Genomic DNA, 26,451 nt, shown 5'->3' on the forward strand with positions numbered 1-26,451 from the left:
GGCCCGCAGCCATGATCGCGATCGGCACCTTTGTTCGCACCACTCGCAGCCCAGAACTCTGTTACGTTCTTAGAGCTAATTGGGATAAAAACGAGCTTTATCTTCGGCGATTGCGAGACGGAGAAAAGTTCTTATTGCCATCAGATCACGTACTGGCTGAAGAGAACCCTTCAGATCGTTTTCGTGAACATGTACGGGAAGTAGTTAAAGCAGCAGCGTCAGGTTCAGCAAGTCGGAAAAAATATAGTAATTTTTCTGAATATTTTAGTGAGTTTCTTCGCTTGGCATCCGTCAATGGGACAACATATGAAGTGGATGCAGCCATTAACTTCTTAGTGCTAGCAGTGCTGGAGCAAGACTCCGGGAACTACAAGCGCTCTGTTGAGGTGGTTTATCTTGATGTATGTTGGTTCTGTACTCAGCTCGGAATCGATGCCCCAACTAGATCGTTGGTAAAGGCTAGGATTGCAAGTAACAAAGTCGACGGCTTCATGGAGCCAGAGATTGGAGTGGGCGAAGATGAAGTATGAACCTGGTAATTTGGTTTTTCTGCGTAATAGTCCAGGTGTTTTTACAGTTGTCGATTACGACTCTGCAAAAAATCGTGTTTACCTCAGAGGATCGTTGCCAGAGCTCATTGAAGTGGCTGAAGACAATGTTGTTAGGATATCAGATGATAGCGTCGAAGATATTAGAGGCAGGGCTATCTCCGAGGCCCCTATTGTTGAGGGTGACATTCGTTCGGTGTCTCCGTATACCCCGCAAGAGATCGAGTTCGCTAAATGCCGTGAACATATAATGATACGGTTGATAAGTGATGAGATAACGCTTGAAGAGGCTAAGATTCTGATGGGCCTGGGCAGTACAATGGTCAGGAAACTCAGGAACGCCTACTTGGTGCATAAGTCCTGGACAATCTTTGTTCCAAAAAAATCTGGACGCACTAAAGGCGAGACTCAGTTCCCAAGTGTGGTTGAAGAGCTGATTCAGGAGATAGCTAAAGATTATACCGGCCCTGGTGCTAACGAGCAGCAGGTGATCGATACAATCATCACGATCTGTCACGATAAAATTGGGGATGCACCATCGCCCAGCACGATACGGCGGCGGCTACGAGTGATTCTTACCGAGCGCGAAAGGGTAAAAGCTAAGAAGGGGTATGAAGCTGCCGCCGACGAATTTGGCAGCTATCCTTATGGAATGATTGCTTCTGCCCCCCTTGAAATTGTTGAGGCAGATGGAAGTCCACTTGACCTTCATGTGAGATGCAAGCACACGGGGCGAGTCTTAGGTCGCCCATACCTAATGTTGGTGAAGGACAAATTCACGAAAGCGTATCTGGGCTTCGCACTCTATTTTGGTGCACCTAGCCGATGGACACTTGCTCAAGCCATTGATATGGCAATCAAACCGAAGGATGAGCTGCTTCGCTCTCTCGATCTTGATGAAACTTACAAGTGGATTCAATACGGGCGCATGTCCCTCCTTCTAGTAGATGGGGGGGCTGACCTTAACGCAAATACAGTAACAGCAGCCTGTGCGCTCCATGGCGTCACGCACAAGCGGAGAAGACGGAAGCAGAGCGGCGGTTCAATTGAACGAGGACTTGGAATAGTCAATCGTTATTTCATCCAGACACTTGAGGGGGCCGTACCGTCTTCCGGGAAAAAGCCACGCGGAACCAAGGTGCAAGACTCCGCGTTATATTCTATTGAGGATACTTTCAAGCTAGTCGTTACTGAAATTTGTAGAAGACACGAAAAGGTAGGTTCGGACGGTCTCACATCAAATCAGCGCTGGGTAAATGCATACGGTGACCATGACGGGGTTATTCGAACACCACCGAGGTTCGAAGATCCATTAGCCTTTGTCATTGAAATGTATCATGAACACCGTGTTACGGTTAGAAGGGAAGGGATAGCCGTTGTAGGATTACTATATGAGCCTGGGCCGTATTTCAACAAGTCGAAAACTCGAGTTAGGGTGAAAATTGATAATTCCGACATTGATCGTGCTTGGGTTGAGTATGACAAAAAATGGATTCCCATCAGAAGGCTTGGCCCAGACTTGGATAAGCTTCGACCTTATGAGGATGGCCCCATCTCGATGCTGGTGTATAAGTCCTATAAGTATGGTCAGCCCGGGCCAGGTTCGCTTACCGCAGCCGGCGAAAGGGTGCATTTGAGCCAGCGGGGGCTTAAAAAACAAATTGAGATTGAGGCACGAGATAGGGCTCGTAACATCGCGAACGGAAGGCAAACGGAAGCTGTTGGCGCATTTGCTCAGTCTCCCATCCGTCCAATTCCACGCAAAGATGAAGAGTCGGAAGACTTTGATGAGGCAGAAGTTGAACCTCTTAAAGGCATTTTCATATGAAACCTAACTCTGAAGACTTCGCTAGCCTAACCGACGAACAGCGGATAATCGCTTGCATGCGAGAGATTTTTCTACCGCGAGACGTCGCTATGAGAGCGATCGACAGTTACAAGAGTTTGTTGACGTTGCCTCGTATGTCTTATAACTCTGGGATGTCTATTAAAGCTCTGGCTGGCCAAGGTAAGAGCACCATCGGAGCTTTGATTGCAGCGCAAAGTTGCACCTTTAATTCCGACTGGCCGGGAAAAGTCATTTACATTGATTTGGTAAGGAATGTCGCAAACTTAGATTTGACTAAACTAATGCTAATGGAGGTTGGACTCCAGTTTCATCCAGATCACAGACCTCTTAATAAAAGTTACCGCGATGTCGCGATGGCAGAGAGGTTGATCCGGGAAAATAATGTGCGAGGAGTCTTTATTGACGAAGCCCCGATACTTCTGGCTCTGAGTAGTAAGAAGCTCGAGATAGAGTTAGGCGCCATCAAAGGTTTTTCTGGTGTCAATTGGGCTATGAATATTTGTTTGAGCGGAGATCCCCGGCAGCTTGAAAAGCTATTTAGCGTCGATACAACTATAAGCACTCGCTTCAACTTGCGCACTGCTAATTTGCCTCCGCTAAAATATGACAAATCTTTTTACGCATTTGTATCGGGGTTCGTGAATCTAATGCCCCTCAAGCAGGTATCTATCGTAGATAAATCTTTCTGCACAAAGCTACTTGAACTGTCAAAAAGAGTAATTATAGCTGACGCCACGAAGGAGGAATACTCTCCGCTGAGGACGATGGTTGAAGTTTTGAGGGAGGCATCCATGCTGGCTATTGTGAGTGGGGACGAGTATCTAAATTGTGCATCCCTGCAGAAGGCTTTCGATATTTTGCAGCATAAAGTAGATAGGCCGGCATACGTTAGCAAATATAGCGTAGTAGAGGAATGATTAGCTCATGCCAAAGCCCAGGAATTCAGCTATTAACGTCCAATGGTCTGAACTGTCGGGCAATGAGGGCATTTATCTGGTAGTTTCCAATTCTCTTCGGAATTATTATTCTCTTGAAAAACCAAAGAGCGCGCGTCCGATTTTTCTAATTGCTGGAGTTTCGGGTGCCGGTGCCTCCTCGCTGTGTGATCAACTTGAAATAAAACTTGTTGTACAAGGTAAAAAGGTTTTCACGGTTCAGCGTAATCCGGAAAAGGGAACGACGCTTTTTTCCTCAGATCTGGTTTGCTCGTTGCGCCTTCCAGAGGAGGTGATGGCTGACTTCCGACGGCATGGTGCCAAGTCGACCTTGGAGCAAGCATATTGGCATTTGATATCAGAAAGGGCCTACGACTGTCTGATAATTCGTGACGTACATGAGTGGCTTCAGCCTCCCTCACCAACAGCCACACAATCTTTGCGGAGCATGCAGGAATTAATGAGTCGGTGTCCTGACATCCCAGTTTTGATATTTGGAGCTCCGGACGCCATGCCGCAAGTGATGGAGACGATCGCAAGCAGGGAGGTTTCCATACACCAGCTTCACATTGTCCCAATGACCAACGACGAGCGATTTGAATGTTTTTTAGCTGATGTAATGGCTAGGTTGTTTGATAGCCGTGATGGTGTGGCTGACACCCCATCGCTCGATAGTACAGTGATGCACTGTAGATCCGGAGGCTATGTCGGAATTGCGGCCAGCCTTGTACAAATGGCATTGGCTGATCACGGTCTTAGGGTGGATGAAGAGCCGTCTATCTCCAAATCAACATTGCTGGCACCGCGCCCCGGGGAGGCATTTTCCTCATGGATGGGAAGACTTTCTGTCCGCGCGGATAGTAGCTCACAACTCAACGCAGTTGACATCTTTGCCAGTCGTTGCACTTCAATCACGATCGATCCTGATACGTTGCATGAGAGGATTGATATCAGGCAATGTTTTAGCGACCGAGAGCAAGATGTCTTCAGGCATTTTGAGCGCGGATCAAGTAGCCACCTCTCGTTTAAGCATAGTGCGAACTATTGCCCCGAATGCTTCAAGGTGGATATTAAGGAGGCGGGTCTGCCAGCATGGCGCTTAGCTTGGCGTCAGCAGGGGATGTGTGTTTGTTGCGAGCATGAGACCCCTGTAATTCTGCTTAGCCTTTCGACCCCTCATTTCTCCCCATTGGATAAGGCGTGGCGTGCATATTGCGAATACGTCAGCAGCCCAAGCTCGAGGTTGCTTGTTAGCTTTCCGCTCACAAGCGATGGCGTGAAGGCCGTTTCAGATAATGAGATGTTGCTCCAATTAGTTGCCAGGGTTCAGAACTGGATTTTCACCGATACGCAGCTTTACCAGAATCAAAAGCCGTCTAAGGCGGTATTGGATTTTTTACTGGGGGTCTGGCTGTGTGAACCTTCTTGGCGAACGGCTTCTGGATTTGCTTGTTCCTTCTTCTTTCCTCAGCGCAAAGGGAACAACGCGAACCCAGTTTCAGATACTTCTTTTGCAAGTGAGCCACCTGATTACTCGTGGGCTACTCCGCGCCAGTTAGCGGTTGCTTACTGGATGCTTGGTGTGGCGTTCGAGGTAATTTCCCGCGATGAGGCTGAGTTAATTCGAGAAGTATGTCGACCGTACTCCCTACCATTCCCTGTAGATCGGACTGAAATCAAAAGGGCAGGGCTGAGCGTTCATAGTCGTCTCATCAGCGACGAACTTATTGCGTTAGCCTATGCGACATTCAATGCAGGAGATTTATCTCAGGTGATTTGGGCGTTGGAATAGTCCTAGAAATCGAAACCTAGAGAATTACTGTGCTTCCTCTGCGAGTGTTTTAAGCACATATGAAAACTAACCACTGAATTTAATTATAAGCTCTAACGCTTTATCTGAACGTGGCTTCGCATGCACATTGGCAATTTCCGTAAATTGACATATCGGAACACCCTAATACGACTACACACAGTCGCGCAATTCAGGATATATTGACAGGAGAAGCCATCGATATGGTAGTTGGCTATCATGGCTGATCATTACCATCTTTGTAAGAATCTACCCGAGACACTCGTCTGGTCATGAACGAATTTCACCTGCAAATCGCCGTTCGGAGGTGGATTTGACATTCCGACTGACGGTTTGTCGTCTCGAACATCACTGGCGCGATTTTCTGCTTAACTTATTGAAAATATTGTAGATATCCTAGCGTTTATTTTATTTTACAGGCCGGCTAGCCCTGCTGTCTCACATGGGCAATTGAGCTACAATGAAAAGATGATGTAATCCAATCGAAAAGGTCTGATTATGGCGCGCTCTCACCCTCTCCTCGAGGCACGACAGTTAGAATATGAATTCGAAAAAGTCTTTCGGGAAATCGAGCAACGCAAGCAGGAACCAGATTATGTCCAGGATGTCGAGTTTTTCAATAAATTGAAAGAGCTCAGGTTAAAATATGGCTATTCACTGACGGAGGTCGTGGATCTCTTAGTGAGCCGATATGTGGGGGCGGTTGACATGCTTCCGGGAGGGGTAGGGTCGATAAATACTAAGGCGGTCAAGCAGCTTGTGGATATATACACCGAACCGCGAGATCAAAATGACTTGCCTGATCGAGGAAAAAGTTTATCGAGTGCCAGTGTTGAGCAAGTTGAGTCTTGACCCCTGAGGTGAAACAGAAATGAATCGAGTTCAAGAGCTTCTCTTTATAACAAACAGAATTACTAAGGAGTACGAATCGTTAATTCCTTTGTTGCGCGATCCCGACGTGGTGAAGGCTGTATCTTTTTTTACTGAGCTAGACTTGCTAGCAGAGAGCTATGAGTTTACGGCGCTCGATATCATCCGACTTATAGATCCAAGCCGAGCAGAGAGTATGCTTAATGAGCCTAAAGGGGTTGTTAAGACCTTGAAAAAATCGCGGACATCAACGCAGAGACCGCCCGCAAAGTGAGGCTCTCTTCGTAGCGTTCGCATGGAAAGTTATTTGCCTACGCGGTTCCAAATCCTACCCACCGTAGTCGCAGAAACGCCCACTTCATCGGCCGTTTCTTTTCTGCTCAGCCCTTGAGCGCGGCAATTAAGGATCGCTTCTACCTTATCTGGAGATGTCCTTCTACCGGACTGCGTAGCAATCAGAGATCCGTTCTGAAACTCTCCATGCCATCTCGCGAGCACACCCAGTTCGGCTAGTTGCTTACCTTCGATCCCGAGGCGTCCGAGTAACTCATCGTGAGATTCGCGCTGCTCGAGACTCGCTGCGACAGTGAGAAGGGTAAGGGCATCCACTTGAAGCACTGATGCCACTGCTTCAAGCGTATCGATCGTGACGCTGCTTCGGGCGCTCTCCAGGTTGTACAAGTGTTTGGGATCAATTACCCCCTGGAAGTCGTCTTTGCTGAGGCCGCGCGAAATTCTCATGAGCCGAAGGACTGCGGCTAATGAATTTCTCAATGACATGGCGGCTCCTCAAAGCTGAGGATAGAGCCACATTGATTAAATTCAATCCATGGAATATATTCCCTGAATTGCACGATTCGCCATCGAATCGTTCGAGCTCAAGCACGATCCGTGACCTCAAGCTCAATGACCCTCAGACAATTTATGGAATATTTCCGTCACAGGCTGCAATGGAATGCCGGTGCTCTGTCCGGGATATGGTTTGCAAAGGTCGCGCGCGCTCTAGCTAGACCGTTCGTACGCTTTTCGGCGATCTCGCGGACAGGTACGTGACACCACTTGGGCTGGCGCAGTTCGGTCATCCAAATTTTTATGCATCGCCTTCGCGATGGATTCAACGAGAACCCGATGTTTAGAACAGACGATAATGATTTGGCAGGCGTCCCAGGAGTTTTCGGGGAGGGCCTTGCGCACTGGCATGCAGTTTCCAGGATGCTCAGGAAGCACTGGTTCCACCTCACCGTTAAAATGATGGTGAAGGGCAGGGCGCAAGAGTTTGAATTGATGGTCAATGACGAGCCCAAGCTACAGCAAGTGCTCCAGTCACAAGACGATGAAGTCTTCGTCAAAGAGATTCAGATTGTCACCCCAGCCAACATGAATGGTGGCGACGCTTGGCGGATGGAGAAGGTAGAGAGCTTGGCCCTGGGGCAAGATTCAGATGGTGACGCCGTCTGTGTAGTGACGGTTGAGGGTGGCGCGATTTACCACGACTCGTGTCGTTCCAGCCTGGATGTAACGACGTTGACCAATATGCGATCCCTTTACGATCGCAGCGCTGGGCGAGGCGTGCACTGACTCGTCAGAGGAGCAGGGGGAATGGCTATCGCGGACGGTAACGAGCTGTTGAATGATGACCATACTTTTATAGACGGTTTATCGCTAAGCCTGGATGACGCTCGTGTGCTTGTGTCTGAGCGCTTTCCGAGGAAAGCTTATTGCGTGGTCGAGCAGTGGACTCTTTTTCAGGTAGACGTATCCGCTGATGATCTGGCCAAGATTCACGCCGCTGGGCATCTTCCATTGGTGGTCTTTGCCCATCGAGTAATAGAAGATAGCCGTGGTCGCTTTCAGCCTGGTGATTGGGTGCGGTCGAGTATGTGCGCATCGTTCGACGGTAGCCTCCTGGCCGAGACCAAGAACACCGTGTATGTGTTGGTCGGCCCCGGTCGACGCCAAACGGCGAGTCTGAAAACGATTTTCTCTTTTTTCTGATCGCGTATAGCAGTGGTCAGTCCATCTGTTAAGGACACTTAATGCCCGGCTCCATCGATGTAGATTTTCACAGCAAACAGCATTCTGACTTTGATCTCCAGTGCATAGCCGGAGCCGTTTCCCAAGGCTTCGCTGAACCGGTTACTGCATACCTCACTGAAGCCTTCATTAAGTCCCGGACATGTGTTGGTGTCCTATTCGGACATCAGGGCGACGACCCTCACGGAAGGTTCGAAGACGGCCGGGTTATTCAAACCGGTGTTGTGGTGATGGCTCAGAAGGAAGGGGGTTATTGGGTCTTATCAGATGAGGCGGGCTGCAGGTATGTGCTTGTTACATTTCGACCGGACGGTGGAAGCGAGAGTCTGCTGAATTATCTAAAAACGGCAGAACCGCAACCGGAGCAACCGTGCTGAGCTAAACATGAACGATATTCCTTCGAACGGCCAGGCTTTACCTGAAATCGAGATTGAAGAGTTCAGAGCGCACTATCCGCAGCTTTTCTCAGATCTCAGAGTGGATGAGATCTACTGCGATCCAGGTTGGCGCGGTCTACTCTTGGCTCTTTGCGACACGCTGCAGGAGCATCTAACACGGCATCCTGATGTCGTGCCGGTGACTGTCGGTCAAATCAAATCGAAATTCGGCGAGCTTCATTTTTTTTATGCCGGCGGTGATGCGTACTGCCGTGGAGCAGTCGATTTGGCAGCCGGGCTTTCGCTGAAAACTTGTGAGAGGTGCGGGGCTCCTGGCAGGCTTATAAAAGGGCAGTGGGTTAGCACGCTGTGTTCGACCCACGACGGTAGCAGTGCCGAATAAAGCCTTAGGATCTCACTGATTCGACTGGGGTGGCGTGCCGCTTTCGCGGACGGCTGTCGTGAACCGAGCCACTCCGCGTCTCGGCCCTGCCGGGCTTCCATCCTCACGTCTTTGGCCATAGGCCTGCGCGCTCCGCTTACGTGGGGGCGCTGCGCGGTGCTAACGATTTTTAGATTTTAAATTGAGGCGAATTTGAATGTCCTTCACCTGGAAGAATAGATGCTTTCAGCCCTTCGGCGTTGAACATCAGGAAGAACAATTTATTCACTCGATCATCACGCTTTGGTAGTAGCCAGGCCACATTGAGCGAAGCGTTACCTTGCATAAGCTCTTCGACAGCATTTTCTTGTTGTTGGAAATTCTGACGATTTTTCGACCCGCAATCATATTACCCACCACTGCCTCAGATGGCAGTACCCATATCCAATTCGTCATCCTTTCCCCCTCATCAAAGCTTCCAAGTCGAATCACAGCCTACCAAACCAAAAGCATCGGAGTGCAGCGGTCTTTCTGCAAAAATCAGTTTTTTGATGCCTCTAACCGCGACTCGATGGATGAACTAAGCACAGTATTGGATCGATCTGCTGGGCTAGTGTCTGCGACTTGACTTTTATAGAGAAAATTTTCAGTATTGCCACTGCGCCAATGACGGTGGCGTTCAGCCCTAGCTAGATAAAGCCTCTGCACCGTTGCTTCAACTTCTTCATCCCAGCCATCTCGAATGGTCAACGGAATACTAGGGTTCAACGTTGGCCGTGAGAGGTTTGGCCATGAGTCGTTTTGTTACCCCCTCCCTCAGTGCTTTCAAGTCGGATGCAGCTGTCCTGCTTCGCGATTTCCGTGACGGTTGTCCTGATGCCACAAATAGGCTCGCTCGGTATTCGCCTCGTCCCAAGACAGAAATCAAGCTCGCGACATGCCTGCGAACCATCGCCAGAGAATACGAGACCACATACGAGGAAATCACAGCTGAAGAGCAGCTGATTTCTAGGTACGCGCAGCATTCCTATGCGCAGGGGTACTGGAGGCAGCCCTACAGCGGCGAGTTTCGTCGCGCTCGATTCCTGCTTCAGTTTGATGCGCTTATTGAGTGCCTACGAGATCAGGTGCCCCTTGCCGTCGCCGCCAACAAACGAAAAGTAGATTTCAGTGGCTTTCACTTCAGTAGCTTGCTTTTCAGCAGGATCAGTCAAGTGCTCGCTCGTAAAAAACTCCCTGACTTTAGCAATCTCCAGGCACCAGGAAGCCTCGTGCACTGGCACTGGGTATTGGATGTGAAGAGTTTTAAGAACTCAAATTTGAGTGACGCAAAATTCTATTCGACGAGCGTCGATCCATTGGTTCTACCGGGGGTCAATTGTTGGATGGCAGACTTCGACAGCGCCGACTTAACTGGGGCGGATTTCCGCGGATCCTGCCTTAGAGGTGCGAGTTTTTGTAGCGCGAAATTGGAAGGCGTGGATTTTCGTAATGCCAACATTTTCGAATGCAATTTCACCCGTGCTCAAGGGGCATTTGTGAGTGGTAACGTTCCGGATGATGATTGGGACGTAGGGCCAAAGGGGCTCATTGAACCGGACGCCGAATTCACGTCGCGGTGATGTATTTGGAAAGTTCATCACCTCGCTTTGTAGCCCAATCCTAGCCGCTCACATTGCTCAACTGTCTATCGAGCCAGGCAGGCGCCAGCTCCATTTACGGGGCTGGGATCTAATTGTTAGCGTTTATCTGGAGGTGCTATTCGGTTGATAGCCGGTTCTTCAGATCTTCGCTGATATTCAGTAGTGGGAGGCGGAGGAGGTGGAGTCTTGTTCTCGTTGTTCTGCAGGTTCTTGTCTGTCATGAGGTCAGCTCTCTGATGGTTGTGAGAATCGCAAGTAGCATGAAAAACCCGGCGCCCCAGACAAGTTCGCTGTAAGCCAAATCAAGAGGCTTAGATTTCGCGTCGATGGCAACTTGGAGTTTTTCGATGGTGTCAATGTAGCATTTGTAAATGTGGAGCTTTTGCTGTTCAGCGTCTACGGCAAGCAAATACTCTGCAGTCTTACGACTCGATGGTAGGCTCGGACAATCGCAAATGCGTAATGCGCTGAAAGCATGCCCCCAAGAGCAAGCCACGCAGATGGCGGTAGCAGCAAATGAAATGAAGATCAGTGCAGCGAAAGGGGATGTCACCTGGAAAAGTATTCCGTTTTTCAAACCTGCCAATGCGCTCAAGGCCGCAATCACAATCGATACCGCAGTCAGAAATTTTGCACATTTGTTTTCGAAGTGATCAAAGCGACCCTGTTCCTCTTTGAAGCGATCTTTCAGGTAGCTGATTGTCTCGTCCATATCAGTACGTATCCGTTTAAAAAGCGTGAAGGCTGTATAGAAAATCGAGTGGGCCACTCTACAGGGATTGCTATGATCAAGCTTCAGTCAAGGAGCGGCGCATGAGCATTGAAATGTATCGAAGGCAGGTCAACACGTGTCAGCAAAACATCGCAAAACTGCAAGCTGACAAGGGAAAGCTTTCGGTTAAAGCCGCAGCGGCATTGAAGAAAAAGCAAGACGCTTTGGCTGCCGCTGGCAGGTCTACTAGCTCTTCTACAATCAACATGAAGTTGCGAGAGGCGGATCGTTATGCCTCCGATAACAGCAGGGCCACGATCGAAATGGCCAAGCTCGATAGCAAGATTGCCGATGAGCATAAGAAGCTTGTGGCCGCTCAAAGCAAGGTTAGCCAGGAGGAGACTCGCGAGCTGAAGAAGCAGGATGCGGCTAAGAAAAAGCGCGATGCCGATCTCAAGAAGCAACAGGCCGATCATAAACGCACAGAGCAGGCCAGAGAGCGACGTATGCGTGAGATGGGAGCAGGGCTGGCCAGGCATGAAGATTTGCACGCAGAAGCGGCCTTGCAGATTCAGATGCTGAAGGCATTACCTGAACAGATTACCGTACTTTTCATGGCGTCGGATCCCGGGACAAACAAGCTCGCGCTTGATGAGGAGGCTAGGTCTATTGGTGAAAAGCTCCGAGCGTCACAGCATCGGGATGCCGTAAATTTTCAGACGCGTTGGGCGGTCAGGCCGATGGATATTCTTCAGGCTATAAACGAACTTCACCCGACGATTGTGCATTTTAGTGGTCATGGCACCTCGGCAGATGCATTGGTTCTTCAGGATGATCATGGTAGGCCGAAGCATGTTTCCAAGGAGGGGATCGTCAGCGCAATCGCCTTCGGCTCTGACAGCGTCAAACTTGTGTTTTTCAATACGTGTTTCTCTTTCAATCAAGCGCGTAGCAGCGTTGAAAAGATAGATGCTGCCATTGGTATGAATCGTGAAATCGGCGATGAAGCTGCTCGGGTATTCTCATCCCAGTTTTACTCCAGCATTGGCTTCGGCCACTCAATCCCGAAAGCATTTGCACAGGCCACATCTGCGCTGATGATGGAGGATCTCACTCAGTGCGATATTCCAGAGCTCTATCTGAAGGAGGGGCTTTCGGACGAAGATTTGACGCTTGTGCGTCCTTCGACAACGTCAAATAAAAAACCCTGACTTTAGGAGTGACAGTGAGCGATGGGTGATTACGTTCGTTGCGTGGCCGCGCCTTTGGTGCATGAAGACGCGATCGAGCATGCAAGGACTTAGACCGGTATCGCATCTCTCTCAGGATTCCAAAGCCGCTCAACAGCCCAGAGCGGCTGACGCCCCTGAAATAGTCGTATAGCTTTGATATAGGCGTCGTAGGTCGCACGATCAAAGGTTGTCCAAGTTGTGCCCAGTTTCTTGGCAATTTTGAGCTTACGACGAAACTCCTCGAGATCGCATTCCTGATCTATGGACTCCGCTGAGTCTAGGGCCTTCAATAACACCGCATCGAGCGGAGGGTGCACACCTTTCGTGTGCGGATGATCATGATGTCCAGCGCAGACGATTTTCAGTTTCAAATACATGTTTACAAGCTTTTGAGCACGACCGTAGCTGCAGAATAAAGGCTCTGTGGTGTTTGGCCCGCCTTTCGGACGCTTTGTGTAAGTGAGGCCTTGGGAAGCTGCCATGACAGCTTGTATCCGCTCATTTATAAATTCGTCCATTAGTTCAGGAGGCGGCAGTTGATCCGCTGTTTTGATTGATCCCAAACCAGAACGCTCGATTAGATATCTCGCGACTGCGATGGTGTGCCCAGGCCCTTGCCGAGAATAGGCACGACCAGCTCCCCAAACGGCGACACGATGCCGGTGCTCATGAATGTCGTACATAATTAGTTCCCGTTTCTCAATTTGCTTCCGAAGAAAGCCTATCCATGTATAAAGGTTTCACCGCGCTGACCTCGCGTTTCACTCAGAACGTATGTGAACGTGTTAAATGCGAAGGGCCAACACGAAGCATTCTCTTCAGTTTGTCGCGGTGGTCGTACCCGGAGCGGGGCCTTCACTGAACGTGTAGTTGATGACTACGTCGTTGCGGATAAGAACGTCGAGGGTTTTCTGAGTGCCAGTGGTCGTGACCTTCATGGTGACCACGTAGCTCTGGGCATGTGCTGAGCCATTGGTGTAGGTGTAGATCCACTTCTCGTCGGTTTCGCTAACGGCGCTCTTGGCGTAGGGCTCACCAAGCAGCGACTTCAACTCAGCAGTCGTGGTTTTACCCTTGGTGATGCTCGCCACACTGGCCGAAGGGAAGTCTCGGCCTGCAGTGAAGTGCGACGTAGCACAACCGCCAAGTGCGGCACACACCCCCATGATAGCTATGAGCTTTTTCATATCTGTCCTTGATCGTAGAAAGCTCCAATCTAGCTGGCATCGAGGCAAAAAGCCATCACCACCTTGATCACCTGCGCAGGCGCTCTCCTACAGTGCACTACACACATAAGTAAACGTGCTTTCGCCCACGGTCACTAGACTAAAATTCCCAATGTCTTGAGCTTAAAGTCATGGGGCAAATATACTTTCGAGGGGGCAATGCTCTCGGTTAACAGCCGAATGGTCGTGCTTTCTAGAGCAGCCTGCGACGGCTACATGCGGCCAAAACCTATCGTTCAGTTTATTTGTGAAACAGGGGGGTTAAGTTTTCAGTAGAGTTGAAAAAACTTTAAGCAACTAGCCTAGAGTATATTTAGAAATCGCAGTGTAATTCAACTCTTGGGAAATACCCCGATTATTAAATTCGATATGTCGTTGTAGTGCTCATAGAACGCGTGATGATTGCCAGATAAATTGGAAATTACAGCTATGCATCCATTCCCTAAAAGCTCCAATGACAAAAGCTACCATTCGAGTAGCTCCTGTCAGCGAAAACCTATTTTTTTGAAGGCTTGCTAGGTTTCAAGTCGGGGTTATTTCCTTGCGTGTCTTTATTGTCACGACGACGCTTATCAACTTCGCCGGTTGATTTGGCAATCGGTTTTGGGCCTGGTTTAAGCGCCATAAAATCTCTCCTTGATGTTAATGTTATTTTAGTTGCTGCGGGATCATCCTATTGGCACGGACGGATACTTTCAATAGGCAAGAGATGCTTGATTTTAGCTATGTGAAAAATTGAATTAGCTTTGGCTCATCTACTGGAAATTTAATGACAGGTAACGTGTTGATTTTATGTTCATTGGTGACATTTTGCCGGTAGCACTGCATTTCCAGAATCATTCGAGCATCGCCAGACCGCACCTGTCTGCTACCTAGCCTTTACCGTCCACAAATGATCCACCTTCGTCGTGTAGCTCTGACTCATCAACTCCCGGCGCATAGCCCAATCCGGCGCCGCCGGCACGCTGGCCAGGCGAAGAACTCCCTTTCCCCAACGACCATTGATTTCATCCAGCACGGTCATCACCTTGTCCGCCATCACAGGCTGGGAATGCGCAAACAGGTCATCAGTGAATTCACCGGGCTGGCGCAAATCCATCAGCAGAACCTCTGCCTTGCTGTACTTGAAGCCTGGTCGGAAGAGACGATTAACCGCTTCGGTCGAAGCTTTAGTCATGAGTCGAACGTCGTTTGTCGGGTAGGGGAGTTCGACGAGTGCGCCGTTCGCGTACTTCGCTTCTTCGGGATTGAACATGCCTGTCCTGATACTCACGCGGATCTTCTTGCACAGCGAGTTTTGCGTCCTGAGCTTTTCCGCCGCGCGCTGGGTGTAGGTGGCGACGGCCTCCTTGATCGGATCGATCTGCGTCAAACGGGTGCCGAACATCCGGCTACAGCAAATCTCTTGCTTGGGTGGGTCAGCGTCACCCAGTTCCAGACAGGAGGTGCCGGCAAGTTCGCGAGCAGTTTTCTCGATCACCACACTGAATTTCTGACGAAGCATCCACGGATCGGCTTTTGCCAAGTCCATTGCGGTCTTGATGCCCATCGTTTCCAGGTGTGCCTTCATGCGCCTGCCGATGCCCCAGACCTCGCCGACATCGGTGTTGCGCAGCGTCCAGTCGCGTTTGAACGGGTCGCACAGATCCACAACGCCGCCGGTGATATCCAACAGCCTTTTGGCGGTATGGTTTGCGAGCTTCGCCAAGGTTTTGGTGCGAGCAATGCCCACCCCGACGGGAACCCCTGTGCGCTTGAAAAGAGTGGTACGCATCTGCCGACCAAACGCGGACAAGTCCCCGGCAATACCCGTCAGATCGGCAAACGCCTCGTCAATGCTGTAGACCTCCAGCGCTGGCACCATCGATTCGATAATCGTCATGACGCGTTCGCTCATGTCGCCGTACAGAGCGTAATTACTGCTGAAGGCCACGATTCCATGCCGGCGTAGATGGTCTTTGATCTGGAAGTACGGCTGGCCCATCTTCACGAAAGGTTTGGCGTCGTAGCTGCGCGCAATCACGCAGCCATCGTTGTTGGACAGCACCACGATGGGCGTCCGCGCCAGGTCGGGCCGGAAAACCCGCTCGCAACTCGCGTAAAACGAATTGCAGTCAATCAGAGCGAAGACAGGTTCAGGTGTTGTCATGATTGCGAACGCTGTATTTCACGACACCCCAGATCACGAGCTCATCGCCCTCCATTACATGCCTTGCCGGATATTTTGGGTTCTCCGATAAAAGCATCACGGCGTTCTCACGCAGAAGCAGGCGCTTGCAGAATGGCTCTGAGTTCAGCGCCGCGATGACGATATCGCCGCTGACCGCATCGATGCTCCGATCAACAACCACCAGATCCCCTGAGTAGATCCCGGCGCCCTGCATGCTGTCTCCATCAATTCTCACCAGGTAGACGTGCGGCGCGCGGATATCGAACAGCTCATCTAGGGAAATGTGTTTTTCGATGTGATCAGCCGCAGGGGAGGGGAAGCCTGCCGGCACCCTGGATGAATAGAGGGGCAGCTTCCTACCGCCAGACGCGAGAGGGCCGAGGATGGTGATGCTCATGATGCAAGCCTTAGGAAATTAACTGTACATGCATACAGTTAACGATTTGGTTCGCTCGCGGTCAATCTCATAGGTACGACAATTCGACGGGTGACATGTGCGGACGCAACTCGTTAAGCCTTCTATTCGGGTGGAAATTATTCGGCCAGCGGAAGAGGGCTCGAAAGTCGGTAAGATTAAATAGGGGAAGCAACGTGAGTGTTTTTAAGCAGAGGATGTGCGCTTGTTGCTGGAAATTGCCTGCGAGCTTTCGCTTGCTGAATTCGTATGCGACAGGCTGTCGGCTGCCTTCGCACGCGCACGACCTACGCCCCATGCTAGCGCCGTAGTCATCGTGTCGTTAGGTAGGTCGTCATGAGCTTCTTCGTATAGAGGGAGGCCATCCTTGCTATAAACGCCGAGGAACAACTGCGTTCTTCCCTTTCTAGAAACTCGGGTCTGAACATCAATTATAGTGCCGTCAATCAATACCTCATCGTGTGATCGGCAATGCAGTTCACAATCCGCCCAGAGCCAAAATCTTGAACCTCTACGCATCATTTCGACGGCCTCCTTTTTGTTTGAATTGCCATGAGTGCCATGCGTAAACATTTTTTAATACGCGAAGAAATGAGCGTCAACCCTGAAAACGGCCACTTATCGGGTGATTAAAATCCATGCGTCATCACTGATCGATAGCGAGCATTACAGTGTTTAATAATTCCGCGATGTATTCAAAAATTCCCCAAGCGCAGCTCCGAAATGGAGGCTTTTTGGAAGGGGGGGAAACAGTCCCCTTGTGCTGCCCGACTGTCGCCTGTCTGTATGGGCGATGCACTCTTACCACCTCGTAGAACAGCGAGCACCCTGAATGTCATGGTGTTTATAAGGACTTGACCACGGGCGTAGTGATCGCTCGTTGTGCCTCGCCTGGTCGAATAACAATTGGTACTGGATTCCTAGTGGTCAAGATCACGGGAGCTCCGATTGGAGCCTGTCCATTCGCCTTGTCAGATGCTCCGCTAGCTCGGTGCGGGCGCAACGTGAGCAGTTGTACTCATGAGCAAACCTGACGATGGAAGGGGCTTTTCCGACAGATTTGTGTACTCGGGAAGAGTTGCGACGTGATCCGAAACACAATTGGAAGTGACTGCTTTCGGGTAAACACTTCGCCAGTTTGCAGCTTTCATGATACCCAGATTGTGATGTCGGTCGACCTCTCCACTCAACGTAGATGGCTCCGAAGCAAATTTGGCGGTAGCATTCCATCAACTAGGTATCAATAGATTGTTTTTCGGATCAGGGTCGCATTTTGGAAAAGCTAAAACGCCTTCAAAGCGGAATAGAAGGGCTTGATGCTCTGCTCAAGGGCGGGCTGGTCGAGGGAGCTTCATACATAATCCAAGGACGCCCGGGATCTGGCAAAACGATCCTCGCCAACCAGCTTGGTTTCCATCATGCGAAAAACGGAGGACGGGTTTTAGTCGCGACTCTTCTCGCCGAGTCACATGACCGCCTTTTTCAATTTCTTTCGACGCTAAGCTTTTTCGACTCGTCCAAAGTGGGAGCTGAAATCCAGTTTGTCAGCGCGTTTGACACTCTGGAAAATGAAGGGCTAGGCGAGGTGGTGAAACTGCTTCGGCGCGAGATAAGCCGTCAAAAAGCTACCGTTATGGTGGTGGACGGTTTACTCAATGCACGCTCAAAAGCTGACTCGCATATCGATACCAAGAAATTCATATCAGAGCTACAAGGTCATGCAGCTTTTGCTGGTTGCACGGTGCTGTTTCTCACCAGCTCTCGCCTCGATGATGGCAGCCCTGAGCATACGATGGTTGATGGCGTGATTGAGATGGGCGAAGAGCTTTACGGCACCCGTTCTGTACGTCGGATTCAACTTCGGAAAACTCGCGGAAGCTCTGCAATGACCGGTCTTCACGAGTGTGAAATTACCGAAAATGGTTTGGTGGTCTATCCGCGACTCGAAAGCCTTTATAGCCACCCGTCATCCCCCGACAGCGCGGATATGACGCGTATCGCCAGCGGCATTGAATCACTGGACGATATATTGGGAGGAGGGCTGCACAGTTCCAGTGTGTCACTGGTAATTGGCCCTTCCGGGATTGGAAAAACGACTCTGGGTCTTAAGTTTTTGGCTGAGTCGACAGTGGAGGCTCCCGGCCTGCATTTTGGTTTCTACGAAAGCCCGCAACGATTGCGACTCAAAGGTCAATCGCTGGGTATCGATATCAAAGGCATGGAAGACAGCGGCGCCCTCAGCATCGCTTGGCAGCCTACAACTGAAGGCCTGCTGGATGGTCTAGGGGCACGACTTCTGAAGATCGTCGAGGAGAAGGGCATCAAGCGCCTGTTCATCGATAGTCTTAGCGGTATGACACGAGTTTCGACAAATCCGGCTCGGATTACTGACTTCTTCAGTGCTTTGATGAACGAGCTGCGATCCAGGGGTGTTACAGTATTCGCCTCCTGGGAAATGCGCGATCTGTTCGGTTCGGAGGTCAGCGCGCCGAACTCAGACCTGTCCAGTATCGTCGACAATCTAATGCTGATGCGGTTCTCTGAGAATCATTCTGAACTAAGCAGGACGCTTTCCATTCTTAAGGTACGAGACAGCTCCTACGACCCTTCGCGATTCGAGGTCGTCATTCGTGATCAAGACGTTTTCCTGAAAAAGGCTTCAAGACATGAACCTTCAGTCCCTACTGAGACAACGCCCGGTTCAAAATCTTAAGCCTTTGTGCGGGTTGAATTAACATGACCACCATCTTGGTCGTCGACGACGAGTATCTGATCGCTGACATCCTTAGCTTTGCGCTGGAGGATGAGGGGTTCATGGTGGTGACGGCCAGCAATGGTCAAAAAGGACTTGATGTGTTGGACAGAGAACGGCCTGAGTTGATCATCACCGACTTTATGATGCCAGTGATGGATGGCCTAGAGTTCGCTACAGCTGTCCGAGCACTCCCCTCTGTGAACCGTCTGCCGATCATATTGATGAGCGGCGCTCAAGCGCATATAGGTATGCAAAGATCGGATCTGTTTGACACGGTATTGGCAAAGCCATTCAACATCGACCTGGTCATCGCAGAAGTTAAAAAGCTTTTGACTACTGATTAACCAATATTCGATCTGCTTACTCAGATCAATATCAAGACTCCAGCCTCACGCTAGGTGTCATCTGTCCGCCTAGCTGTATACGCAAGGTTTGTCAGCAAGGTGCTATGCAGGTGCGAAATAGATCGCCATTCGCTCCGACTAGACCAAAATGTAAAGCACAACCGCGCCTACCGTGATTTGGATAGTTTTCGCTAAACCAGCACGCCATCTCTTAGTAATCTGTCCAGCGGCCTTGATTGGGAGCTGAAGCGGTAGAAAGCGACTGTGCGTAAGTTCGGGATGTAATTTATGGTGTAACCTTCTGGTATCACACACATCGAGAATTTCCATGTCCAAACTTGCCGAATTCCGCCAGCTTGAAAAACACCTCGCCGAACAGCTCCAGGCTCTCGAAGCCCTCAAGGGCGATGCTGGCCTCAAGAAAGAAATCGAGTTCGAAACGAAGCTGCGCGATTTACTCGCAAAATACGGCTATAGCCTCAAGGACGTGATCAACCTGTTAGATCCACAAGCTGGTCGTCGCGCTCCAGCTGTCGAGTCCAAAGCAGGCAGCCGCAAGCCTCGCCAGTTGAAGGTTTATAAAAATCCTCATACCGGCGAGGTCGTAGAAACCAAGGGTGGTAATCACAAGACGTTGAAAGATTGGAAAGCTGAACACGGCTCCGCGACCGTTGAGTCTTGGCTGACCAAGTGATTTGGTTTGAATAAAAAAAGGGCCTAGTAGGGCCCTTTTTTCTTATCGTTTTTTTCATCTTCAGGGGGCATTTTATCGCTCTATTCACGTTATAGGAGCGGCGTTTTCTTCCCCACAGTTAGCCAAGATATGTGAACTTTAGACACACGCAAATTTCCATTGCTTCATAGCAAAGCCAACCAGCTACTAGCCGGGAATGTGCTTTTGAACCCCCAAGCCAGGAAGTTGAACGTGAAGACCTCGCACCCGAATAATTCGCTGCGCCGCGCCGTTACCGGCCCGATGCTTTTTCTATTTATTCTCGGTGATGTTCTCGGGGCGGGCGTTTATGCGCTCGCCGGGACAATTGCGGGGGAGGTAGGTGGCGCAATATGGGTGCCTCTGCTCATCGCTCTGTTTTTCGCGATGCTTACTGCAGGTTCCTACGCAGAGTTGGTGACAAAATATCCTCATGCGGGCGCCGCTTCAGTTTTTGCAGAGAAGGCGTTCCGGTCTCCGCTCATTTCTTTTCTTGTTGGCTTTTGCATGCTATCGGCAGCTGTCACGAGCGCGGCGGGTTTATCCCTAGCGTTTGCCGGTGATTACCTAGCGGCGTTCATTCATGTAACGCCTCACATCGCAGCATTACTTTTCCTTCTCGTTATCGCGCTACTCAATGCGAGGGGAATTAAAGAGTCTTTGGGAGCCAACCTGGTGATGACAGTCATTGAGCTGTCAGGTCTTCTTTTGGTCGTCGTAGCCGCTGCTTGGTATTTCCGTACAGGCGAAGCTGATTTGGGTCGCAGCCTTGAGTTCAAACCTGGGATCAGCCCGATGTTAGCCGTTTTGAGCGCGGCATTAATCGCCTTCTATTCTTTTGTAGGATTCGAAACATCCGCCAATCTCGCGGAAGAAATTCGAGACGTTCGAAAAATTTATCCGCGCGCATTATTTGCCGCATTGCTAACCGCCGGAGTCGTCTACATGGCTGTCGGCATCGCGGCATCTTCCGTACTGCCCATGGAAAAACTTGTGGCCACCTCGGCTCCTCTTCTTGAGGTGGTTCGGGCGTCAGGTTTAAACATTCCGCCTCGCGTCTTCGCCTTCATTGCACTGATCGCGGTAGCCAACGGCGCGCTGTTAACCATGATAATGGCGAGTCGCCTTACTTATGGCATGGCCTGTATAGGACTGTTGCCGACCGCCTTGAGCAATGTGCTGCCTCGGCGACGCACCCCTTGGATCGCGGTCATCGCTACCACCGTGGTAGCAATCGCACTCACGCTGACGGGAACGCTAGCTACATTGGCCGAAACCGTCGTCCTGCTCTTACTGTTTGTATTTCTAAGCACTAATTTGTCCGTGTTAATCCTGCGCCGTGACGAGGTTGCGGAAAATCACTTTCGGGTGCCGACGTGGGTTCCGGTACTTGCTATCGTCTCGTGCCTGGTACTGCTCAGCCAGCAAAGTCTGGAAACATGGATGCGGGGAGGGGGCTTGATCCTGATAGGCATGTTGCTTTTTGTCTGTTCAAGAGTGGCAGTGCCGGCGCCAGTGGAGCCGGGCTGATCTTGTAAGCGCTTCGCCTACTATCGCAGCGTAAAACTTGGTGACGTTATACGAGTGCCTTGTAGGGCGCGCAGTTTTATCGGGGTGCGTCCAATGCCTCGGATCGTCGATTCTGAGGAGCACTGGAACATAACCCGATCAATCGTCTGGCATGGCTGGATGCGTGAACGTCACCGCGAGCGGGGAGCACAGCAACTCAATCCGCGTGCCTACAACTGTTTCACGGACGGGAAGCAACCTCGTCTAGGTGCCGCAGCAGTGCCAGAGGATCTTCGTAGACGCGGAGTGCACCAGCTCGTTCAAGCTCTCCTATGTCGTAACCACCTGAAAGCAGCCCTATACCGGTGGCCTTACAGCGGCGTGCGGCAAGCATGTCCCAAATGGCATCGCCGATCACCAGGCAATCTTCGATGGGTACACTGAGTTTGCTTGCAGCGGCGAGGAAAAGGTCTGGATCGGGCTTGCCATACTTCACGTCATCACGGGTGATGAGACTGACCTTCGCGATATCCAAGCCCAATGCCTTCAGATTTATCGCCGCAGTGTCCATGCCACCGCTGGTAGCGATGCACCATTTGAGCTGATTGCGGTTTAGAGTATCGAGAAGCTCTACAGCGCCAGGAAGAGCGGTTATCTGGCCTTGCAGATCCTTGTAGGCTTCATCATGTTTATCACTCAGCCTTTTGGCCTGGTCTGGTTTGATTTCCAAGCCGGTCTCACGGGCTAACGTCTTAAGCATCAGTCCACCGCTCATACCGATTTTTCTGTGAATTCGCCACATGGCCAACGGTATGTCTTCTGAGTCGAGCGCGGTTTTCCACGCGAAAACATTCTGGTAAACGCTATCAGTCAACGTGCCATCAAGATCAAATATGAATGAGGTTTGCTGGCGCATACGTGACACCTTTAAGCAAATTTCAAGTAGTAGACGTCGCGTATTGAAAATATTGGTCGCATCGAAAACGAAGCGGAGCTGGCTTTAATCCTTAAGTCTTTCCAAGTCTGCTGGGCCAGGTTCTACACGTGGTTCGTCGCCAAGGAACTCATCTTCCCTAACAACTCGTTCGTCATCTGTTAAACCTGTTTCAGACACGTCTGAGACGAGAACAGAATCCTCCAGTGCTTTGCTTTTTTTTGATGAAGTGGAGCTTTTTTCAGTCATGAGATTTCTCCTCGACCCTCGACCCTCGACCCTCGAAACTTGAAGCGCTCAATTTTTCGAAAGCATATGGTCTGAGTCGTTCCGTCTTTTCCAGATATCGAAGCGGAGAAACCGCAGCGCATGAGTGCCACTGCGGTTTTCATCGCATTACTTCCGCTTTTTCATCGAGGTTGTTCAACACGTACAGGTTGTGGTTTAAGTGCAAAAAGGGCCCTTGAAGGTCTTTTTTATTAGCCGGCAAGGCATATTGAATATGCACCTTGAGCCAAGGGTTAATCAGACTCATAAAGCGAGCTGAACCATTCGGCATACGGGGAATTGATGACCAGCCGCCGGTTGAAGTCCGGGCTTCCATCTGTCCACCAAACAGGGCCCCGCTCACCAAGCGCTACTTTGGCCACTTGTACCTTTTCCCGAGCGCGCTTTAGCTGCGATGCGTCTTCCGATTCTTTTGCTTTCTTCACCTCGCGTCGCGCTGCCATGAGGGCATCGACAAGACGCTGGCGCACGTCCTCTTCTAATGACGGGTTTGAACAGCGCCACAGCTGCCCTTTGACAACGAAGTAACGACCATCAGGGGTCACTGGATGCATTTCTCACTCCGATCTTTCAAAGGGCGCTTCTCCAGAATTCACGAAGGACGACTACCTCAGCTTTCGGATAGGAAGGCGTTTAGCTTGTTTGACCCCAAACAGTATTCCCAGTAATAGCGCTGCGCCCGCCGCAAGGAGTATGGGATAGGGATGTTTACCTGACATCCATACGCCCTCTACTCCGTGCTTATCGCTTGGTGAAGTAGGGCGATGCCCCGATGTCGATGGATTACGACTGATCGGAATGTCAGAGGGATCGATCTCTGCTTCGTAGGGCATTTCGTTTAAAGGTAAACGCGCACCGTCTGCAAGAATGAGGGTAAGGTCTTCTACAGTGCCGGCGAGTCGATTGGGGAATACTGGCTCACCAGTGGGGTCAAGCTCATCGTAATAAAACTGCTGACCTTCCAACCAACCTATGGCCGTCATCAATTCGGGGCCAAGGTAATATTTCCCGTCGAGGAAGAAGCCTGGGAAATGTCGTGTGCGTTCCAGACTTTCTACGATGTAACGCTCACCCGCCTTCATACCGGTTGCTGGGTCAATCATGATGATGTCCTCAGATTTGCTCGTCTTGCGATAGAGGACGGGGTCTGGAGCAACGTTCCATCGAGATGACTGAAAGGGTGAATGGAAGGATGGCGACGGTCGGTAAGCCAATTAATCGAACACTCGAAAAGCGAACCCTCTCCAAGCTACATGCCCCCACCATTGAGGGTACTGAGAGGTGTGTATGAATCACGATACCAAGCTTCAAGGCGGTATGGGTGAGGACGACCCAATGCCCACTTCACCTGATCCATTGAGCCCTGGGCGCACTGAAGTTGGCCCAATGAAGGAGGAGGGGATTGACGAACTGCCGGATAATGAAGGTGAGCGTCCGCTTGATGATGACGATGTCGGGCTAGACCCTGAGCGTGTGCGGGAGGAGACGGATAATGCGGTGATGGACAATCAGCAGGATCCGCGCTAACCCTCCGACACCCCTTTCCTCAATCATCGAGTGAGTTGGTCAGGGGCGGACAGCTCGAACGGCGAGCGTGTAGGCCTTTACAAGTGATTCCTTATTGGCGCAAAAAAAAGCCCGCGATGGGGGGCGGGCTGGAATCACTAAAGGAGCTGTTACAACCGTATACCTGCAAATGTGAAATTATCGTGACGAGTGTTTCACCGTTTTTCAGAACCAAGATTATTCAAGGATACGGGAGTGGCCTTCTGTAGCGAGCTCGGCAACTGATCTTCCAGTTTGGGGAGCGCTGCTTCTACAAGGGGCCACTGGGTCGCGAAGCTCTGATTTTCTGTCGAAGCAGAAAGCTTGTGATGCAGATATAAGATCTGCTGCCCCACAAAATGAGCTGAGTACGCTGCGGTTGAGATGACGACGGCTACTCCTAGAATGGCAATCGTCCTGAAGGCTGACATGGCGCTTCCTGGTCTGGCTACATCGGCTCAATCATAGTTCGTCCCGAAAGCGAAGAACAAGATCAGCGAGAAGCAATTGACTTGTTCATGCTGGACGGACAGTTGGAAGCGATGCCTATGACTGACGTAGCCGCAAGATTGCGTCCGTAATCCCCTGAGCGTTCCTGTCTAATGTTTCCATGGCAGTGAGGGCATTGATCGCAGAATTCCCCGCTCCGTTGTTCGAAAGCCACGTCGTAACCTCTTCAATGGCCGCACAAATTGCATGCTGGTTATGCAGAAGCAACGTAAGAGCGTCAGCTGCAGCTACGTTTGCTTGAAAGCTATCGTGCATGGACTCGTCCTTAAATGAAAACAGCTGAGCTTGCAGATTACGGGTGATTTTAGGATATAACCGCTCATCTCCCATGAAGTCCAACAAATTTGAGATTACACCTTAGAACATCCTGTGTTGCAGTCATCAGAAAATGCTCCAGATGCTGTATGCTGAATTTCCTCACTTTCTCCATCAGCACGCGCAGCCAATGCATTTGATTCCTTTGAGTTTGATCGCACTGATGCTGCTTGCCCCAATGCTGGAGTCCTAATGATTGCGCAACGTTTCACTGATTTATGCGATTCGCCGGAACGTCTTGCCGTACTGCATGGATATGAGATCCTCGACACCCCACGCGAGTCCGATTTCGACGAACTTGTAAGTTTGGCTGCTTCCATCTGTGATGCGCCTATCTCAGTGATGAACCTGATCGATAGCCATCGGCAGTGGTTCAAGGCTGAAATCGGATTGGGTATAAGGGAAACGCCATTGGACGTTTCCATCTGTCGTCATGTCCTTCTCCTACCAGGTGTCACCGTCATACCGGATCTGCGAGATGATCCACGTATGAGTTCCAATCCTCTCGTGACGGCGGATGAAGGTCTGCGCTTCTACGCTGGCTGCTTATTGCAAACACCGGATGGCTATGGTCTAGGGACTCTATGCATCCTCGACCGTCAGCCAAGAGAGTTAACCCCGCAACAAAAGTTCGCCCTTGCAACGCTGGCGAAACAGGTAATGGCTCAGTTGGAGCTGAGACGGTCGCTAAAGCAGAAGAGTCGACTTCTTGAACAGAAGGACATGCTTCTCAAGGAGATCAACCATCGAACGAAGAACCACCTGCAGCTGATCATTGGCTTGATTCAGTTACAGATACGCCAGTTGGCAGATCCGCAGGCGCGGGCAGCACTCGTCGATACCAGTAGAAGAATCACCAGCATCGCGGCAGTGCATGAAAAGCTGTATCAGGCTGATCAAGTGGAAACAGTGAACGCGGGAATTTACTTGTCTGAGTTGATAGATGGCCTACGTGGCTCAGCATCCCTCCATACGAGTTTCGCAATCGATATGGAGGACGTAATTCTGCCGCTGGATAAAGCAATACCTTTGGCTCTAGTGCTGAATGAGCTGGTCACCAACGCCCTTAAATACGCTTATCCAGACAAGGCAAGCGGCGAGGTATTTGTTGAGTTAAAGGCGTCCACTGACCAGGTACTGTTGAGAGTGACTGACAGAGGAAGGGGACTTCCGGAAGGGTTCGATCTCAAAAAGCACTCGTCGGTAGGAATGAAGATTATTAAGTCGCTGACACGCCAGCTTCGTGGCGAAATTTCGATGCTGAACCAACATCCTGGACTGCAATTCTCTCTAGAATTTCCACGTTGAGGAGAGAGGGCGTTACACAGCTTTTGCT

General features: G+C 50.5%; 29 protein-coding genes and 1 pseudogene. 16 read left to right on the top strand and 14 right to left on the bottom strand.

Features of this window, described 5'->3' with window-relative positions; translation table 11 throughout:
- Positions 1-11: 11 nt before the first annotated feature.
- The 5 genes from LVD08_RS04310 (at position 12) to LVD08_RS04330 (ending at position 5,994) form a co-directional block, all read left to right on the top strand.
- Positions 12-530, top strand: coding sequence for a hypothetical protein (locus tag LVD08_RS04310; protein ID WP_247267508.1), 519 nt, complete (start codon positions 12-14; stop codon positions 528-530).
- Positions 520-2,376, top strand: a complete 1,857-nt coding sequence (locus tag LVD08_RS04315) for an integrase (RefSeq protein ID WP_247267509.1) — start codon at positions 520-522, stop codon at positions 2,374-2,376. Before LVD08_RS04310 ends, LVD08_RS04315 begins: the two co-directional genes overlap by 11 nt.
- Positions 2,377-2,465: 89 nt before the next feature.
- Positions 2,466-3,314, top strand: coding sequence for a hypothetical protein (locus LVD08_RS04320; protein ID WP_247267510.1), 849 nt, complete (start codon positions 2,466-2,468; stop codon positions 3,312-3,314).
- 7 nt (positions 3,315-3,321) lie between these two features.
- On the top strand, positions 3,322-5,124 hold the full coding sequence (locus tag LVD08_RS04325) for a TniQ family protein (protein WP_247267511.1): 1,803 nt from the start codon (positions 3,322-3,324) through the stop codon (positions 5,122-5,124).
- A 516-nt stretch (positions 5,125-5,640) separates the two neighbouring features.
- Positions 5,641-5,994 carry a hypothetical protein gene (locus LVD08_RS04330; protein WP_247267512.1) on the top strand — a complete coding sequence of 118 codons (354 nt, stop codon included), beginning with the start codon at positions 5,641-5,643 and terminating at the stop codon, positions 5,992-5,994.
- A gap of 321 nt (positions 5,995-6,315) precedes the next feature.
- Here the strand turns inward: LVD08_RS04330 and LVD08_RS04335 are convergent, their stop codons facing one another.
- Positions 6,316-6,792, bottom strand: coding sequence for a helix-turn-helix domain-containing protein (locus LVD08_RS04335; protein ID WP_247267513.1), 477 nt, complete (start codon positions 6,790-6,792; stop codon positions 6,316-6,318).
- A 279-nt stretch (positions 6,793-7,071) separates the two neighbouring features.
- Between LVD08_RS04335 and LVD08_RS04340 the strand changes: the two genes are divergently transcribed.
- The 4 genes from LVD08_RS04340 (at position 7,072) to LVD08_RS04355 (ending at position 10,427) form a co-directional block, all read left to right on the top strand.
- Positions 7,072-7,590: a hypothetical protein gene (locus LVD08_RS04340; protein WP_247267514.1), complete on the top strand. Its 519-nt coding sequence runs from the start codon at positions 7,072-7,074 to the stop codon at positions 7,588-7,590.
- Positions 7,591-7,611: 21 nt separating this feature from the next.
- Positions 7,612-8,007, top strand: a complete 396-nt coding sequence (locus LVD08_RS04345) for a DUF6957 family protein (RefSeq protein WP_247267515.1) — start codon at positions 7,612-7,614, stop codon at positions 8,005-8,007.
- Between the two features lie 423 nt (positions 8,008-8,430).
- Positions 8,431-8,826: a hypothetical protein gene (locus tag LVD08_RS04350; RefSeq protein ID WP_247267516.1), complete on the top strand. Its 396-nt coding sequence runs from the start codon at positions 8,431-8,433 to the stop codon at positions 8,824-8,826.
- 770 nt (positions 8,827-9,596) lie between these two features.
- Positions 9,597-10,427 (top strand): pentapeptide repeat-containing protein, encoded by an 831-nt coding sequence (locus tag LVD08_RS04355; protein ID WP_247267517.1) that lies wholly within the window; start codon positions 9,597-9,599, stop codon positions 10,425-10,427.
- 238 nt (positions 10,428-10,665) lie between these two features.
- Here LVD08_RS04355 and LVD08_RS04360 read toward each other — a convergent pair whose 3' ends face one another.
- On the bottom strand, positions 10,666-11,160 hold the full coding sequence (locus tag LVD08_RS04360) for a hypothetical protein (RefSeq protein WP_247267518.1): 495 nt from the start codon (positions 11,158-11,160) through the stop codon (positions 10,666-10,668).
- Positions 11,161-11,261: 101 nt separating this feature from the next.
- On the opposite strand from LVD08_RS04360, the gene LVD08_RS04365 reads away from it, so the two are divergent.
- The gene (locus tag LVD08_RS04365) at positions 11,262-12,371 is read left to right on the top strand and encodes a hypothetical protein (protein WP_247267519.1); all 1,110 of its coding nucleotides are present in this window, start codon (positions 11,262-11,264) and stop codon (positions 12,369-12,371) included.
- 89 nt (positions 12,372-12,460) lie between these two features.
- Here the strand turns inward: LVD08_RS04365 and LVD08_RS04370 are convergent, their stop codons facing one another.
- From LVD08_RS04370 to LVD08_RS04390, 6 genes are all read right to left on the bottom strand, one after another.
- Positions 12,461-13,075, bottom strand: coding sequence for a hypothetical protein (locus LVD08_RS04370; RefSeq protein ID WP_247267520.1), 615 nt, complete (start codon positions 13,073-13,075; stop codon positions 12,461-12,463).
- A gap of 135 nt (positions 13,076-13,210) precedes the next feature.
- A complete protein-coding gene (locus tag LVD08_RS04375; RefSeq protein ID WP_247267521.1) occupies positions 13,211-13,579 on the bottom strand; it encodes a hypothetical protein in 369 nt (122 codons plus the stop codon).
- A 535-nt stretch (positions 13,580-14,114) separates the two neighbouring features.
- Positions 14,115-14,243 carry a hypothetical protein gene (locus LVD08_RS28020; RefSeq protein ID WP_256575459.1) on the bottom strand — a complete coding sequence of 43 codons (129 nt, stop codon included), beginning with the start codon at positions 14,241-14,243 and terminating at the stop codon, positions 14,115-14,117.
- A 243-nt stretch (positions 14,244-14,486) separates the two neighbouring features.
- A complete protein-coding gene (gene umuC / locus LVD08_RS04380) occupies positions 14,487-15,767 on the bottom strand; it encodes a translesion error-prone DNA polymerase V subunit UmuC (RefSeq protein ID WP_247267522.1) in 1,281 nt (426 codons plus the stop codon).
- Positions 15,754-16,185: a LexA family protein gene (locus LVD08_RS04385; RefSeq protein WP_247267523.1), complete on the bottom strand. Its 432-nt coding sequence runs from the start codon at positions 16,183-16,185 to the stop codon at positions 15,754-15,756. Before LVD08_RS04385 ends, umuC begins: the two co-directional genes overlap by 14 nt.
- 204 nt (positions 16,186-16,389) lie before the next feature.
- Positions 16,390-16,725, bottom strand: coding sequence for a hypothetical protein (locus tag LVD08_RS04390; RefSeq protein ID WP_247267524.1), 336 nt, complete (start codon positions 16,723-16,725; stop codon positions 16,390-16,392).
- 751 nt (positions 16,726-17,476) lie between these two features.
- On the opposite strand from LVD08_RS04390, the gene LVD08_RS04395 reads away from it, so the two are divergent.
- The 4 genes from LVD08_RS04395 to LVD08_RS04410 all read left to right on the top strand — a co-directional run bounded on the left by LVD08_RS04395 (position 17,477) and on the right by LVD08_RS04410 (position 21,544).
- On the top strand, positions 17,477-18,916 hold the full coding sequence (locus tag LVD08_RS04395; protein ID WP_274621113.1) for an ATPase domain-containing protein: 1,440 nt from the start codon (positions 17,477-17,479) through the stop codon (positions 18,914-18,916).
- A 23-nt stretch (positions 18,917-18,939) separates the two neighbouring features.
- On the top strand, positions 18,940-19,302 hold the full coding sequence (locus tag LVD08_RS04400) for a response regulator (RefSeq protein WP_247267525.1): 363 nt from the start codon (positions 18,940-18,942) through the stop codon (positions 19,300-19,302).
- A 328-nt stretch (positions 19,303-19,630) separates the two neighbouring features.
- Entirely contained in the window at positions 19,631-19,996 is a 366-nt protein-coding gene (locus LVD08_RS04405; protein WP_247267526.1) for a histone-like nucleoid-structuring protein, MvaT/MvaU family, read from the top strand.
- Between the two features lie 282 nt (positions 19,997-20,278).
- Positions 20,279-21,544 carry an APC family permease gene (locus LVD08_RS04410; protein ID WP_247267653.1) on the top strand — a complete coding sequence of 422 codons (1,266 nt, stop codon included), beginning with the start codon at positions 20,279-20,281 and terminating at the stop codon, positions 21,542-21,544.
- Positions 21,545-21,764: 220 nt separating this feature from the next.
- On the opposite strand, the gene LVD08_RS04415 is transcribed toward LVD08_RS04410, so the two are convergent.
- The 4 genes and pseudogenes from LVD08_RS04415 to LVD08_RS28110 all read right to left on the bottom strand — a co-directional run.
- Entirely contained in the window at positions 21,765-22,439 is a 675-nt protein-coding gene (locus tag LVD08_RS04415) for an HAD family hydrolase (RefSeq protein WP_247267527.1), read from the bottom strand.
- Between the two features lie 84 nt (positions 22,440-22,523).
- Positions 22,524-22,706, bottom strand: coding sequence for a hypothetical protein (locus LVD08_RS04420; RefSeq protein ID WP_145256743.1), 183 nt, complete (start codon positions 22,704-22,706; stop codon positions 22,524-22,526).
- A gap of 272 nt (positions 22,707-22,978) precedes the next feature.
- Positions 22,979-23,299, bottom strand: a complete 321-nt coding sequence (locus LVD08_RS04425; RefSeq protein ID WP_247267528.1) for a hypothetical protein — start codon at positions 23,297-23,299, stop codon at positions 22,979-22,981.
- A gap of 290 nt (positions 23,300-23,589) precedes the next feature.
- Positions 23,590-23,848: pseudogene (locus LVD08_RS28110) on the bottom strand (short chain dehydrogenase); the annotation flags it as partial.
- Positions 23,849-24,032: 184 nt separating this feature from the next.
- Here LVD08_RS28110 and LVD08_RS04435 point away from each other — a divergent pair.
- Positions 24,033-24,272 carry a hypothetical protein gene (locus tag LVD08_RS04435; RefSeq protein WP_247267530.1) on the top strand — a complete coding sequence of 80 codons (240 nt, stop codon included), beginning with the start codon at positions 24,033-24,035 and terminating at the stop codon, positions 24,270-24,272.
- Positions 24,273-24,466: 194 nt separating this feature from the next.
- On the opposite strand, the gene LVD08_RS04440 is transcribed toward LVD08_RS04435, so the two are convergent.
- Both LVD08_RS04440 and LVD08_RS04445 read right to left on the bottom strand, forming a co-directional pair.
- Complete coding sequence (locus LVD08_RS04440) at positions 24,467-24,721, bottom strand: hypothetical protein (protein WP_247267531.1); 255 nt, start codon at positions 24,719-24,721, stop codon at positions 24,467-24,469.
- A gap of 115 nt (positions 24,722-24,836) precedes the next feature.
- Positions 24,837-25,055 (bottom strand): hypothetical protein, encoded by a 219-nt coding sequence (locus LVD08_RS04445; protein WP_042562089.1) that lies wholly within the window; start codon positions 25,053-25,055, stop codon positions 24,837-24,839.
- 252 nt (positions 25,056-25,307) lie between these two features.
- On the opposite strand from LVD08_RS04445, the gene LVD08_RS04450 reads away from it, so the two are divergent.
- The gene (locus tag LVD08_RS04450; RefSeq protein WP_247267532.1) at positions 25,308-26,423 is read left to right on the top strand and encodes a sensor histidine kinase; all 1,116 of its coding nucleotides are present in this window, start codon (positions 25,308-25,310) and stop codon (positions 26,421-26,423) included.
- The last annotated feature ends 28 nt before the right edge of the window (positions 26,424-26,451 follow it).

Origin of the sequence: Pseudomonas sp. YL2 (genome assembly GCF_023063025.1) — a bacterium.
GTDB lineage: Bacteria > Pseudomonadota > Gammaproteobacteria > Pseudomonadales > Pseudomonadaceae > Aquipseudomonas > Aquipseudomonas putida_A.